We start from the raw sequence: 12,514 nt of genomic DNA, 5'->3' as shown, positions 1-12,514 counted from the left end.
GGCATCAGGCTACCAGATTAGTTAGTGCACTAACTAGTCTTGCATGAAGTATTTGTGACCGAACACACCGCAGCCCCGGCCCGAGTGAGGCCGGGGCTGCGGCACGCTCTTCGCTCAGGGTGTGGCGAAGAACTGCTCTACGGCCGGCTGGGCATTGGGATTGCCCACGCCGATGCCGATGACGGCGCCGGCGATGGTGCCGACCACGGCACCGACGATGCAGCCGGCGATGAAGTTGGGGAAGATCGACACGCACCCGATGGCCATGCCCACGTTGGAACCGATCGCCATGCCCTGCAGGCCCGCGTTGTTCCAGCCGGTATTGATCTCGTTGGTCATCTTGTCGAAGGCGTCCTGCTTGGAGTCGTTCTCCGGGAAGAACTGCTCGGCCACCTGGCTGTTGCCGCCCTCGGCGGTCGGGGTCATCAGCGGCTGCGACCAGTCGATTCCCTGAGGTGCAGGATCGGCGTACGCCGTTCCCGCCCCGACGGCCATCGCGGAGACGACGAGTATGGACAATGCCAGAGTCTTGAAGATTTTCATGGAATTTCCCACCATGTCGTAGGACGAACACGGCCCCCACCTGAGTGCACCGAAATCGTTGTGCGTGGACCATATTCGCTGGAAAACCGGAACGGCTACATGCATATGTGGGTGCGCGGTGATGCTCCCCGTGTGCGAACTAACCCATAGCCCTCCCGAAAAATCGTCTCCGGAGTCGGACGGAACCCGTGCTACAGGGTTCCGAGGTATTCGTACACCGCCGGTGGCGCAGCGGGGTTCGCGTTGCTGATGCCCGTGACGGCGCCGATCGCTCCGCCCAATGCTGCACCGGGGAGGCACCCGCCGAGGATGAGGACGACGCACCCGACGACGAATCCGATGCCTGCGCCGATCGCGGTCGCAGTTCCGCCGCCGTTGTTCCAGCCGATCTGCAGTTGCTCGACCATGTTGGCGTACGCCGAATCCCTGTCGACCGGGGTGAGCGCGAGGGTGCCCGCGACAGGGGTCGTCGTGGGTGTGAGGCTCAGGAACCGGCCGGCGTCGGTGATGAGCGGATCGATCGCGAACTGCACGCCGGCGATCGAATAGCGCAGGGGGATCGAGCCCACCGGGGTTCCCGCATCGTTGACGATGTCCACGGCCGCGGCCGTCCTCGACAGGGTGAACGAACCCGTGTCGATCGCGGTGCCGACCGACCGGCCGTCGGGGCTCAGGCTGGTGTGCGAGACAACGGCCTGATCAAGTGGAGCGGGGGCGGCGTATGCGGTACCCACTCCGACACACAGGGTGGCGATCAGCAGCGCCGCAAGCGCTGTCACTCTATGCAGTTTCATGGTGTTTCCCATGCGTAGTAGCGGATGACAAACGACAAATCTGGTTCGACCTGGCGCTCCACAGTTGCCCCGACCGGCGAAAGCGTCCGTAACCTGCCTACTGCAGACATCTTCCCCCTTCGGATGCCCCAGTTTTCGGCCTTTCCGCAAAATACGTACGTATCGGACTATCGGCCCAGGGTTCACACCGTGAGGCGGTAGAACCGCCAGAACCCGAAATCCTGGATGGGCAGCACGTCCATCGATCCGAAACCGGCCGCCTCGGCGTAGCCGCGCAATGTGCTCGGGCGCATGACCGTTCCGGTGCCGGCACTGGGTGTGTGGTTCATGCCGTCCGGAAGGCACACGGTGAGACTGAATCCGTACATCAGCCGTTCGAGGTCGCTACCGGGGGCGGAGAACTCGTCGTCCACCGCCTCGTCCATCACGATCATCGCGCCGCCCGGCGCCAGCGCCCTGCGGACCGCGGACAGCACCTCGACCGGTGCGGGCATGTCGTGGATGCACTCGAACGCGAAGGCCGCGGTGCAACTGCCCTCGGGAATACCTGCCGCGTCCGACTCGGTGATCGTGATCCGATCGGCGACATCCGGCCTGCCGCCCACATTGGACCTCGCGAGTTCGACGGTCGCGGTGTCGATGTCGTAGCCGTGGAGCCGCGCATCCGGGTAGGCGCGGGCGAGCGCGATCGTCGACCAGGCACCGCCGCATCCGACGTCGGCGATGGTGGCCCCGGGTGTCCGGAGCAGCGCATCCACCTCGGGAACCGACGCCAGCGCGCCGGGAAGAACCTGCTCGTACCACGGCCGATTCATATCGGCCTGCGACTCACGGGCATCCGCGCCGAACTGCGCCCATCCCACGCCGCCGCCCGTCCGATACGCCTCGAGCAGCGCGGGCATCTGCGTGGTCGCCGCGACGAAGATCCGCGCGAGTGGCGCAAGATACAGCAGACTCTGCTCGTCCGTGAGCACTTCGGCGGCACCGGCCGGCAGCGTGAACCTCCGCGGCTCCGACGCGTCCACCGTGAGAAGTCCCGACACGGCCTGCTGTTCGAGCCACTCCCGCGCGTACCGCGGATGAGTGGACGTGCGTTCCGCCAGTTCGTCCGCCGTCGCAGGCCCCTCCGACTTCAGGCTGCGGTACCAGCCGAGACGGTCTCCCAGATGGACCGCGAGGAGGTCGATCGCGCCGAGCGACGCGTCGAAGAGGCGCTGGGAGACGGCTTCGGCTTCGGTGTCGGGTGTGGACATCGCTGACCTCCGGTGGGAGTGCGGGGCGAAGCTCTGTCTCCCCATCGTGGGCTACCGCGTCGGCGGTGTCACGGATCGTTCGCGCGGCGAATGAGGATCCGCCGTGGGAAGCCGGAAACCCCAGGGCAACTCGAGCCTGTGGGCGGCGAGCAGAGCGGGATCGCCCAGCAGTTCGAGCATCGGACCGTCGGCCACCAGGCGTCCCTCGTCGAGGATCACAGCGCGCGTGCACAACTGGGCCGCGTACGGAAGGTCGTGGGTGACCAGCAGATGCGTGGTGTCGATACCCAATAGGACCTCGGCCAGTTCGCGTCGTGCGACGGGATCGAGGTTGCTCGACGGTTCGTCCAGCACGAGAACGTCCGGGGCGCACGCCAGGACGGTCGCCAGCGCGACCCGGCGTCGCTGGCCCACCGAGAGGTGCGCCGGATTGCGATCGGCGTGCGCGGTCATGTCGACGGCGGCCAGCGCGTCGTGCACTCGGTCGTCGAGCGCGGTCCCGGTGACCCCGAAATTGATCGGACCGAACGCGACGTCCTGCGCGACGGTGGGCATGAACAACTGGTCGTCGGGGTCCTGGAAGACGATGCCGACCCGGCGCCGGACCTCACGCACCGCGTCCCGGCCGGTGTCCCGCGACAGTCCGACACCGCCCACGGTGACGCGTCCTTCCGTGGCCGTCAGGATGCCGTTGAGGTGCAGCATCAGCGTGGTCTTCCCGGCCCCGTTCGGACCGAGGACGGCCACCCGCTCACCGGGTTCGACGCTGAGGTCGATCCCCTCGAGCGCTGCCCGGCCGTCCGGATACGCGAACGAGACACCCTCGAGATGCACGGCCGCGGTCATCGGAGCACCCACGCGGTGAGACAGATCGCCACCGCACCGGCGGCCGGAGCGAGGCCGCGTCGCCACATCGAGGCGGTCGCCGGGGGCGCGCCGATCGTCGGGACCGAACCCGTGAAACCCCGCGACAGCATCGCCAGGTGCACGCGCTCGCCGCGTTCGTAGGACCGCACGAACAACCCGCCGACACCCCGGGCGGTCGCGCCGATCTGCCGGAACGTGCGGGGATCGTCGCCACGGGACAGCCGGGCGGTGCGCATCCGCTCGACCTCGGCAGTGAGCAGATCCAGGTAACGCAGCATCAGGACGACGATCGTGGTGAGCATCGCGGGCACCCGGAGCCGCGCCAGACCGAGCGGCAGGTCGCGGGCCGGTGTCGTCGCGGCGAGTGTCAGTGAGACAAGCACGCCGAGTGTGCCCTTGACCAGAATGCCCCATGCCGCGTACAGGCCGGGGACCGACAGCGACAGTCCGAGTGCGGTGACGCGCGCGCCGCCCTCGGCGAACGGCAACAGCACCGCGAGTGTCACGAACGGCAATTCGATCAGCATCCGCGGCGCGATCCACCCGGTGGAGATGCCGGCGATCCGCCACAGCACGATCAGAATCACCAGGTACGCGGCGAACGCCCAGAACACCTCGCGGGGCGTCGCGACCACCGCGAACACGAACGCGACCGCGCACACGATCTTGATCTCGGCGGGCAGCCGGTGCACCGGGGAGGCGCCGGCGAGGTACAGCGGATGGGCGTGACCTGCTCCCACGGTCAGGGGCTCGTTCGGTTCCGTCGTGCGCGGGCGAGGAGCCGGAACAGGCCACCCGCGACGACGAACGTCGCGGTCGCCCCGATCACGCCGGCGATCCCGGTGAGGTGCGACCGCCCGCCCACCGTGTAGTCGGCGAGCGGCGACCCGGACAGGTGGTGGGTGGACGCGTTCCGGGCGATGCAGTCGCCCACGAGCGCCTCACCGGTGTCGGTCTCCACGGTCTGGCACCCACGCGTCGTCGCCGCGTCCAGGCCGTCCGGACTCGTACTGGCGAGGTACGAGACGGCACCGGCGATGATCAGCGCCACCAGCGCGAAGCCGATCAGGAAGCGGCGCAGGGAGATCATGCCCGCACCTCCGCTCGCCGGGGTGCGGTCCGCAGCAGGTACACGAGGTCGGGTCGCGCCTTCGCGACGGCGGTCACGGTGAGGGCGGTGACGAGGCCCTCCCCGATGCCGATCAGCATGTGCGCCCCGAGCATGTAGGCCGCGACCGCGCCCAGCGACGTCGAGCCGGCGGACGCGGCGTGACCACCGATCGCGTACTCCAGCACGAAGCCGGTCGACGCGGCGACGGTTCCGCAGAGCGCGGCGGCGAACGCGAGGCCGCCGAGGATGCGGAAGTCGATCCGCCCCCGGCGGGTGACGAGCGGACGCAGCACCAGCGCGACGCCGTAGCCGGCCACCACTCCGATGATCGCCATGTTGGTGATGTTCGCTCCCAGGGCGGTCAGCCCGCCGTCGGCGAACAGCAGGGCCTGCACGATCAACACGATCGAGACGCACAGCGTGCCCGTGTACGGGCCGACGAGGATCGCGGCGAGCGCGCCGCCGAGGAGGTGCCCGCTCACACCGGGGAGGATCGGGAAGTTGACCATCTGGACCGCGAAGACGAACGCCGCGACGAGGCCCGCCATCGGTGCGGTGCGTTCGTCGAGTTCCGCCCGGGCCCGCCATGCGGCGACCGACAGTCCCAGTACCGCGACGACGACGAACAGTAGCGAGGTCGGCGCGTTGATCAGGCCGTCGCTCATGTGCATCGCCACGGGTTCCACGGCGCCTCCTCGGCCGGCAGCTGTCCTTCGGAGTCTAGTTTCTCGTATGAACACTTGAACAGGTGTTCATAGATGGCACTTTCAGTGCCGGCTGTGGTCGACGAGCGGCGTGCGCGGGCCGAACTTGGGTTTGACGGCCTGCCCGCTGACCTCGAGCAGTCGCACCGCCCGCTGCCGGTGGGGCCGGAGCGGAGCCAGATACTCCACCATCCCGGCATCGTCGAGGGGGGTGCCGAGCAACGACCATCCGACCATCGCCGCCAGATGATAGTCGCCGACGGACAGGGCGTCCGGGTCACCGAGCGCGCGCTGGGACACCTCCGCGGCGGTCCAGATCCCGACGCCCGGCACGGACATCAGCCGACGGTTCGCCTCCTCGCGGGGGAGGTCGACGATCTTCTCGAGCCGGTCGGCGACCTGCGCGCAGCGGACGATCGTGCGCGAGCGGGCAGGGTCGACGTTGGCGCGGTGGAACTCCCACGACGGAACCCGCCGCCACACGTCCGCGGTCGGGGGCAGCCGCATCCCGTCCGGGGCCGGACCGGGGGCGGGCTCGCCGAACTTCCACACGAGATGCCGCCACGACGCGAACGCGGCGATGCCGTGCACCCGCTGCTCGAGGATCGCGGGCACGAGCGCCTCCAGCACCCGGTCGGTGCGGCCCAGGCGCAGGTGCGGGAACCGGCGGTGCGCTTCGACGAGGATCGGATGGTCGGGGGCGAAGTCCTTGCACTCGTCGTGGTCGCCGACGAGACGGCCGAGCCCGTCGGCCAACTCGCGGGCGCCGGCACCCCACGCCTGGCATCGCACCGTGTGCCGATCGGCCTGGGTGAGGCGATACGTGACGGGGCCCGACCTCTGCACCGACGTCCGCCAGATCGAGCCGTCGGTGGCCCGGCGGTGGCAGGGATCGCCCTTGCCCCGCTGCAGGGGCTGCACCGACATCGCGACGTCCAGGGGACGCCGCGCGGTCAGGGTGGTCTCGACCACCTCGAGCGAAGCCGTCATCGAATGCAGCGTATTCGACCGTGAGGGCGACCGCTCCCGGCGGCTGTCGGAGCGCGCACGTAAAGTCCCAGCCATGATCATCGTGAGTACCGACGGATCCTGTCTCCGCAACCCCGGTGGGGCGATCGGCTGGGCATGGGTCAATCACGAGGGTCCCAGCCAGTCGGGTGGCGAGCCCTCCGGGACCAATCAGATCGCCGAGCTGCGCGCCCTGCTCGAAGCGATCACCGCGCATCCCGGGGCCGATCCGCTCCTCATCGAGTCCGATTCCCAGTACGCCATCAAGTGCGCGTCGGAGTGGCTGCCCGGATGGAAGCGCAAGGGCTGGAAGACGGCGGCCGGTGCTCCCGTCAAGAACCTCGCGCTGGTGCAGTCCATCGACCGCGCGATCAACGACCGCCCCGGGCCCGTGCGGTTCCGCTGGGTGCGCGGGCACGTCGGCAACCATTACAACGAGATGGCCGACGTCCTCGCCGGGGAGGCGGCCCGGGCCGTCGCATCCGGTGCGGCCGTGCCTGTGCCCGCGCCGGCTCCGGCAGCGGCTCCGGTCGCACCGTCCACACCCGAGACCGAGGACGCGTTCACGCTGTTCTGAGTCCGCCCCTGTCGTCATCGATGTCATCTGCCGGTGTTCCGGGTCCGGGACCGTGTCGAGGAGAAGCTGGTTGAGCGAGGATCTGCGGGTACGGGAATTCTGGCGTGCGCTGGGACTGCCCGGCATCATCGACGTCCACACCCATTTCATGCCCGCGAACGTGATGGAGAAGGTGTGGGGGTATTTCGACGCCGTCGGTCCCCTCACCGGGCGGGAATGGCCCATCCACTACCGGCACGAGGAGGACGTCCGCGTCGAACATCTCCGCGGGTTCGGCGTCCTCCGGTTCACGTCGATGATCTACCCGCACAAGCCGGACATGGCGGCGTGGCTCAATCAGTGGTCGGTGGAATTCGCGCAGCAGACCCCCGACTGTCTGCGGACGTCCACGTTCTTCCCGGAGAAGTCCGCGGCCGGATACGTCGCCGAGGCGATCGAGTCGGGCACCCGCGTCTTCAAGTCCCACATCCAGGTGGGGCAGTACTCGCCCAACGATCCGTTCCTCGACCCCGTGTGGGGTGTGCTGCAGGATTCGGGGGTCCCCATCGTGATCCACTGCGGGTCGGGGCCGGCACCCGGCACGTACACGGGCCCCGAACCCATCGCCGAGTTGCTGTCGCGATACCCGAGGCTGCATCTGATCATCGCCCACATGGGTCTGCCGGAGTACCGGGAGTTCCTGGACCTGGCCGCGAAGTTCCCCAACGTGTACCTCGACACCACGATGGCGTTCACGGACTACGCCGAAGCGGCCACGCCGTTTCCCCGCGACCAGATCCACCGGCTGTCGGATCTGCAGGACCGGATCGTGTTCGGCAGCGACTTCCCGAACATCCCGTATCCGTACCTGGACGCGCTCGAGGGGCTCACCCGCTTCGACCTCGGTGAGGCGTGGCTGCGGGCGGTCTGCCACGACAACGCGGCGCGGTTGTTCGCGATCGACTGACCCCCGGGTCAGGACAGGTCGCGGAACGTCATCACGAAGCCCGCCATCGCGGCGAGGACGGCCAGGATGTAGATCGGTACCTGCACCCAGACGGGTGCGGTGCGGTTCACGATCATCGCCGCCGCCATCGCGACGACGATGAGCACCACACCGTAGAACGGGGTGCGCTGCGGGTGGTCGCCTCGTGCCATGCGTACCAGTGTGCACCGCGTCCGGGTGCTACCCGACCGCCTCGGGGACCCGCGTCTGCGCGACCCACCGGCCGCGACTGCGGGCGATCTCGATGGGGTGGTCGAAGCATTCGCTGATATGTGCGGTGGTGAGGACGTCCGCGACCTCGCCCTGCGCGATCACCCGGCCGTCGCGGATGAGGACGGCGTGCGTCGTGGTCGTGGGGATTTCCTCGAGGTGGTGGGTGACGAGGATGCTGGCGAGGCCCGGGTACGTGGCGCGGAGTTCGTCGAGTGCGGTGAGGAGTTGTTCTCGCGCAGCCAGATCGAGGCCGGTGGCGGGTTCGTCGAGCAGGAGGAGTTGCGGCTCCGCCATCAGGGCGCGGGCGATCAGGGCACGGCCGCGTTCGCCCTGGGACAGGTTGGGCCACAGGGCGTCTGCGTGTTTCTGCATGCCGAGGGAGGCGATCAGCTCGTCGGCGCGGGCGATCTGCTCCGCGGACGGCGACCACCGCGGCACGAAATCGGGTGTGTTGGTGAGGCCGGTGAGCACGACGTCGCGCACCGTCAGCGGCGCGTCGATCCGGTATCGCGGATTCACGTGCCCTATGTGGGCGCGCAACTCGCGCATGTCGACCCGGCCCAGCTGGTGGCCGAGAACGTGGACGGTGCCGCGCGTCGGGTGCGCGACCGCGCCGAGCATGCTCAGCATCGTGCTCTTACCGGCACCGTTCGCGCCGAGCAGCACCCAGTGCTGTCCGCGTTCGATGCGGAGGCTGATGTCGCTGAGCAGATACCGTCCGCTCCGCACGAGGTCGACGTGCTCGATGCTGACGACCGAATCCGGGGTGGTCACTGATTTCCGCCTTTCCGCAGAATCGACATGGTCGGGTCGAGGTTGGCGGCGGTGGCGGCGACGGCCGCCTCGGCGTCGCCGGCTTCCAGTGCGCGCACCAGATCGTCATGCGCGCAGCTGGTGTCGGGCCGTCCCGGTTCGTGGTCGACGAGTTCGGCCAGTGCGTCGACGAGGAGCGGCCGGATCGATTCGAACAGCGCGGACAGGATAGAGTTGCCTGCGATCGCCAGGATCGCGGCGTGGAAGTCGAGGTCTGCCGCGACGAACACGGCCGTCGATCCCGCGGTGCTGTCGTGCCGCGCCGACAGCTGCTCCCGCAGCCGCCGGAGATCCTCGGGGCGTACGCGTTCCGCGGCCAGCCGGGCCGCCTCGATCTCGAGGGCGCGCCGCACCTCGTAGACCTCGAGCAGGCGGGCGCGGCGCAGCAGCTTCCCGAGGCCTGCACCGCTCGCGGGGGGCGCAGCGACGAATGTGCCGACGCCGTGCCGCACGTCGAGCAGGCCGTCGCGGGCGAGCAGGCGCACGGCCTCACGGACGGAGGACCGGCCGACGCCGAGTTCCGTGGCCAGTTCGGCCTCGCTGGGGATGCGACTGCCGAGCGCCCACTTGCCTTCGCCGATCCACGCGGTGAGGAGTTCCTCGAGCTGGGGGACCAGCGGTCCGTTGCGGAGGGTGTGGCGTGCGGGCATGCGGCGACGCTAACACAGTCCTCAGACGTCTGAGGACTGGCCCGGGGGATCCGGGGCATAGGGTGAATCGGCAAGGACCATCGCAGCAGAGGAGAGGTGCACCATGGCAGTCGCCACCGCAGACCGTGTCACGCGGGAACAGTTGCTCGACTTCGTCCGGCCCCGTCATCGCGTCGTCCTGATCACCCGGAAGCGCTCCGGAGGCCTGCAGATCTCCCCGGTCACGGCGGGACTCGACGAGGAGGGGCGGATCGTCGTCTCGACCTACCCGCAGCGCGCGAAGGCCGCGAACGTGCGACACGACCCCGCCGTGAGCGTGTGCGTGCTCTCCGACGAGTTCAACGGCGCCTACGTGCAGATCGACGGCACGGCCGAGGTGCTGGACATGCCCGATGCACTCGAACCGCTGGTGGAGTACTTCCGCGGCATCTCCGGGGAGCACCCCGACTGGGACGAGTACCGCGACGCCATGCGCAAGCAGAACAAGAGCCTCATCCGGATCACCATCGACGAGTGGGGACCCATCGCGACCGGTGGCTTCCCGCCGGACGCCGATCGCGGATAGGTCCCCGGCACCTACTCGACCGCCCCCGCGGACCGGAGTCGCGCGATGCTCGGCGCGTCGTAGCCACACCGGACGGCGCCATCAGCCCGGTGCCGCCGTCGCCGGCCCGTTCCACGCGGATCACGTCCGCGCCCAGATCGGCAAGCCTCGCACCCGAACGGGGCGGATGCGAGGCTTGCGATCTCGACGACGGTGAGCCCGCTCAGCGGTCCGCCGGTCACGACACTCCCTGCGCGTCGCGCGGCAGTCCGAGCATGCGTTCGCCGATCACGTTGAGCTGCACCTCGGTGGTGCCGCCGTAGATGGTGGTGGCGCGCCCGGCGATCAACTGTTCCATCGCCTTGTCGCTCGGCTCACCCGGAATGCTCACGGCACCCGCCGCTCCCAGTTCCGCGACGACGAACTCGGCGATCGACTGCCCGAGCCCCATGCCGAGCAGCTTCCCGACGCTCGACGTGGTGCTCACGTCGGCCCCCGACAGTTGCTTCAGCACGATCCGGGACCCGATCAGATCGATCGCCTGGCTCTCCGCGACCAGTTCGCCGACGCGGAAACGGGCCAGCGGTCGGAGTTCCCGGCCGCGCGCGAACTGCAGCAGATCCTTGTCGGTGGCGTAGGCCTCCATCTTCTGACTCAGCGCCACCCGCTCACCGGCGAGAGTCGTGCGGGCCACGTTCCAGCCGTCGTTCACGTTCCCGACCACGTGTGCGTCCGGGATGAACACGTCGTCGAGGAACACCTCGTTGAACAGGGCCGACCCGGTCATCTCGCGTAGCGGCCGCACCGTCACCCCCGGCGTCGACATGTCCAGCACGAAGTACGTGATGCCCTCGTGTTTCGGCTTGGCCGGGTCGGTGCGGGCGATCAGCATGGCCCAGTCGGAGAACTGCGCGACCGTGGTCCAGATCTTCTGCCCGGTCACCGTCCAGCCGCCGTCGACCTTCTCGGCCTTCGTCGTCAGCGACGCGAGATCGGAACCGGCTCCGGGCTCGCTGAACAACTGGCACCACACCAGATCGCCCCGCAGCGTGGGGACGGCGAGGTCCTCCTTCTGCGCGTCGGTGCCGTGGGCGACGACGGCCTGCACCGCCCAGCCGCCCATCAGCAGCTGCGGCATCGGGATGCCGGCGGCGGTGATCTCCTGGGCGATGACGATCTGCTCGAGCGGGGACGCGCTGCGCCCGTACGGCTTCGGCAGGTGCGGCTGCACCCAGCCGCCGTCGCCGAGTGCGATCAGCTGGTCGTCCTCGTCGAGTCCCACCAGCGGGGCGAGTGCGGCCCGCACCGCGGCGCGGATCGTCTCGGCCTCGTCCGGCAGTTCCAGCTCGGACGTGCGGGCGGTGCCGGCGAGCGACTGATCGGCCACGCGGGTGGCCCGCTCCTCCCGGGTGCCGAGGAGCCCCCGGAGAGACAGGGCCCGGCGGTAGTACAGGTGCGCGTCGTGCTCCCACGTGAATCCGATGCCGCCGTGGACCTGGATGCAGTCCTGCGCGCACTGCACCGCGGCGTCGGGAACGACGACGGCGGCGATGTCCGCGGCGAAATCGGCGGTGTCGTCGCCGTTGTCGAGGGCAGAGGCGGCGTCCCACAGCACCGCGCGCGCCTTCTCCAGGGCGATGCCCATGTGGGCGCACTTGTGTTTGACGCCCTGGAACTGGCCGATCGGACGCCCGAACTGCACCCGGGTCTTCGCGTATTCGGCTGCGGTGGAGACGCACCAGGACATCACGCCGAGCGCCTCCGCGCCGAGAACGACCGTGGCCACGGACCGGACGCGCCGCTCGCTGAGCCCGTCGAGGATCCGGTCGGCTCCCACCTCAACGTCGGTGGCGGTGATCCGTGCCGAACCGCGGAGCACGTCGATACTGTCCTGGACGGTGACCGTGACGTCCGCGGAATCGACGACGGCCCAGCGGATGTCGTCGCCGACGGTGATCGGGGCCAGCACGATGTCGGCGTGTTCGCCGCCGAGCACGGCGTCCGCGACACCGGTGACGCGGTATCCGCCGTCCCGCGGCGTCGCCGCGAGTGGGCGACCCAACGAGACTGCGGCGGTGCGTGATCCGTCGACGAGTCCTGGTATCAGCTCGATGCCGACCTTGGAATCGGCGGCCGCCACGAGGGCGGCGGACAGGACGGTCGGGACGAACGGTCCCGGGGCAACCGTCCGCCCCAGCGCTTCGAGTGCCACGGCCAGGGTGAGGAGCCCGGCGCCGTGGCCGCCCTTGTCCTCGGGGATGTGCAGTCCGAGCAGGTCCTGGCGCACGAGTGCGCCCCAGAACGGCGGGAACTTGTCCTCGCTCGGCGACTCGACCGCGGCCCGGACGTGTTCGGAGGTGATGGTGCGTTCGGCGAATGCGCGGACCGAGTCGGCGAGGGCCCGGTGTTCCTCGGTGAGCCCGAGCCCGAGTTCGTACGTGTTCTTGGCCAT

At 69.2% G+C, this 12,514-nt stretch carries 15 protein-coding genes; 3 read left to right on the top strand and 12 right to left on the bottom strand.

Going from position 1 to position 12,514, the window contains the following annotated elements; genetic code table 11:
- Window positions 1-114 precede the first annotated feature (114 nt).
- The 8 genes from ACFTWF_RS12620 to ACFTWF_RS12585 form a co-directional block, all read right to left on the bottom strand.
- Complete coding sequence (locus ACFTWF_RS12620; RefSeq protein WP_378461544.1) at window positions 115-543, bottom strand: hypothetical protein; 429 nt, start codon at window positions 541-543, stop codon at window positions 115-117.
- Window positions 544-734: 191 nt separating this feature from the next.
- Window positions 735-1,337, bottom strand: a complete 603-nt coding sequence (locus ACFTWF_RS12615) for a hypothetical protein (RefSeq protein WP_378461543.1) — start codon at window positions 1,335-1,337, stop codon at window positions 735-737.
- A 182-nt stretch (window positions 1,338-1,519) separates the two neighbouring features.
- On the bottom strand, window positions 1,520-2,590 hold the full coding sequence (locus ACFTWF_RS12610) for a class I SAM-dependent methyltransferase (RefSeq protein WP_378461542.1): 1,071 nt from the start codon (window positions 2,588-2,590) through the stop codon (window positions 1,520-1,522).
- 51 nt (window positions 2,591-2,641) lie between these two features.
- The gene (locus ACFTWF_RS12605; protein ID WP_378461541.1) at window positions 2,642-3,436 is read right to left on the bottom strand and encodes an energy-coupling factor ABC transporter ATP-binding protein; all 795 of its coding nucleotides are present in this window, start codon (window positions 3,434-3,436) and stop codon (window positions 2,642-2,644) included.
- Entirely contained in the window at window positions 3,433-4,197 is a 765-nt protein-coding gene (cbiQ, locus tag ACFTWF_RS12600; RefSeq protein ID WP_378461540.1) for a cobalt ECF transporter T component CbiQ, read from the bottom strand. The genes ACFTWF_RS12605 and cbiQ overlap by 4 nt, the downstream gene beginning before the upstream one ends.
- Window positions 4,198-4,199: 2 nt before the next feature.
- The gene (locus ACFTWF_RS12595) at window positions 4,200-4,547 is read right to left on the bottom strand and encodes a PDGLE domain-containing protein (protein ID WP_378461539.1); all 348 of its coding nucleotides are present in this window, start codon (window positions 4,545-4,547) and stop codon (window positions 4,200-4,202) included.
- Complete coding sequence (locus tag ACFTWF_RS12590) at window positions 4,544-5,239, bottom strand: energy-coupling factor ABC transporter permease (protein ID WP_378461805.1); 696 nt, start codon at window positions 5,237-5,239, stop codon at window positions 4,544-4,546. Before ACFTWF_RS12590 ends, ACFTWF_RS12595 begins: the two co-directional genes overlap by 4 nt.
- Window positions 5,240-5,335: 96 nt before the next feature.
- Entirely contained in the window at window positions 5,336-6,262 is a 927-nt protein-coding gene (locus tag ACFTWF_RS12585) for a DNA-3-methyladenine glycosylase family protein (protein ID WP_378461538.1), read from the bottom strand.
- Window positions 6,263-6,335: 73 nt separating this feature from the next.
- Between ACFTWF_RS12585 and ACFTWF_RS12580 the strand changes: the two genes are divergently transcribed.
- Together ACFTWF_RS12580 and ACFTWF_RS12575 are read left to right on the top strand one after the other, a co-directional pair.
- Window positions 6,336-6,857 (top strand): ribonuclease H, encoded by a 522-nt coding sequence (locus ACFTWF_RS12580; protein WP_378461537.1) that lies wholly within the window; start codon window positions 6,336-6,338, stop codon window positions 6,855-6,857.
- A gap of 70 nt (window positions 6,858-6,927) precedes the next feature.
- Window positions 6,928-7,803, top strand: a complete 876-nt coding sequence (locus ACFTWF_RS12575; RefSeq protein WP_378461536.1) for an amidohydrolase family protein — start codon at window positions 6,928-6,930, stop codon at window positions 7,801-7,803.
- An 8-nt stretch (window positions 7,804-7,811) separates the two neighbouring features.
- On the opposite strand, the gene ACFTWF_RS12570 is transcribed toward ACFTWF_RS12575, so the two are convergent.
- Genes ACFTWF_RS12570 through ACFTWF_RS12560 form a run of 3 tightly spaced genes read right to left on the bottom strand, consistent with a single transcriptional unit; the run spans window position 7,812 to window position 9,518 of the window.
- Window positions 7,812-7,994 (bottom strand): hypothetical protein, encoded by a 183-nt coding sequence (locus ACFTWF_RS12570; protein ID WP_378461535.1) that lies wholly within the window; start codon window positions 7,992-7,994, stop codon window positions 7,812-7,814.
- 28 nt (window positions 7,995-8,022) lie between these two features.
- On the bottom strand, window positions 8,023-8,829 hold the full coding sequence (locus ACFTWF_RS12565; RefSeq protein ID WP_378461534.1) for an ABC transporter ATP-binding protein: 807 nt from the start codon (window positions 8,827-8,829) through the stop codon (window positions 8,023-8,025).
- Window positions 8,826-9,518: a FadR/GntR family transcriptional regulator gene (locus tag ACFTWF_RS12560; protein ID WP_378461533.1), complete on the bottom strand. Its 693-nt coding sequence runs from the start codon at window positions 9,516-9,518 to the stop codon at window positions 8,826-8,828. Before ACFTWF_RS12560 ends, ACFTWF_RS12565 begins: the two co-directional genes overlap by 4 nt.
- 103 nt (window positions 9,519-9,621) lie before the next feature.
- Here ACFTWF_RS12560 and ACFTWF_RS12555 point away from each other — a divergent pair, with 103 nt between their 5' ends.
- Complete coding sequence (locus ACFTWF_RS12555; RefSeq protein WP_378461532.1) at window positions 9,622-10,083, top strand: PPOX class F420-dependent oxidoreductase; 462 nt, start codon at window positions 9,622-9,624, stop codon at window positions 10,081-10,083.
- A 217-nt stretch (window positions 10,084-10,300) separates the two neighbouring features.
- On the opposite strand, the gene ACFTWF_RS12550 is transcribed toward ACFTWF_RS12555, so the two are convergent.
- Window positions 10,301-12,514 carry an acyl-CoA dehydrogenase gene (locus ACFTWF_RS12550; RefSeq protein ID WP_378461531.1) on the bottom strand — a complete coding sequence of 738 codons (2,214 nt, stop codon included), beginning with the start codon at window positions 12,512-12,514 and terminating at the stop codon, window positions 10,301-10,303.

The sequence above is a fragment of the Rhodococcus sp. NPDC056960 genome, from assembly GCF_042674125.1.
In the GTDB taxonomy this organism is placed as follows: domain Bacteria; phylum Actinomycetota; class Actinomycetes; order Mycobacteriales; family Mycobacteriaceae; genus Rhodococcus_F.
This window is presented reverse-complemented; position numbering and strand designations above follow the sequence as displayed.

Excerpts from the sequence above, each read along its gene's own strand:
- ACFTWF_RS12550 (WP_378461531.1), bottom strand. The coding sequence starts at position 12,514 with ATGGCCAAGAACACGTACGAACTCGGGCTCGGGCTCACCGAGGAACAC.
- ACFTWF_RS12570 (WP_378461535.1), bottom strand. The coding sequence starts at position 7,994 with ATGGCACGAGGCGACCACCCGCAGCGCACCCCGTTCTACGGTGTGGTG.
- ACFTWF_RS12585 (WP_378461538.1), bottom strand. The coding sequence starts at position 6,262 with ATGACGGCTTCGCTCGAGGTGGTCGAGACCACCCTGACCGCGCGGCGT.
- ACFTWF_RS12580 (WP_378461537.1), top strand. The coding sequence starts at position 6,336 with ATGATCATCGTGAGTACCGACGGATCCTGTCTCCGCAACCCCGGTGGG.
- ACFTWF_RS12590 (WP_378461805.1), bottom strand. The coding sequence starts at position 5,239 with ATGCACATGAGCGACGGCCTGATCAACGCGCCGACCTCGCTACTGTTC.
- ACFTWF_RS12610 (WP_378461542.1), bottom strand. The coding sequence starts at position 2,590 with ATGTCCACACCCGACACCGAAGCCGAAGCCGTCTCCCAGCGCCTCTTC.
- ACFTWF_RS12595 (WP_378461539.1), bottom strand. The coding sequence starts at position 4,547 with ATGATCTCCCTGCGCCGCTTCCTGATCGGCTTCGCGCTGGTGGCGCTG.
- ACFTWF_RS12560 (WP_378461533.1), bottom strand. The coding sequence starts at position 9,518 with ATGCCCGCACGCCACACCCTCCGCAACGGACCGCTGGTCCCCCAGCTC.
- ACFTWF_RS12605 (WP_378461541.1), bottom strand. The coding sequence starts at position 3,436 with ATGACCGCGGCCGTGCATCTCGAGGGTGTCTCGTTCGCGTATCCGGAC.
- ACFTWF_RS12620 (WP_378461544.1), bottom strand. The coding sequence starts at position 543 with ATGAAAATCTTCAAGACTCTGGCATTGTCCATACTCGTCGTCTCCGCG.
- ACFTWF_RS12555 (WP_378461532.1), top strand. The coding sequence starts at position 9,622 with ATGGCAGTCGCCACCGCAGACCGTGTCACGCGGGAACAGTTGCTCGAC.
- ACFTWF_RS12615 (WP_378461543.1), bottom strand. The coding sequence starts at position 1,337 with ATGAAACTGCATAGAGTGACAGCGCTTGCGGCGCTGCTGATCGCCACC.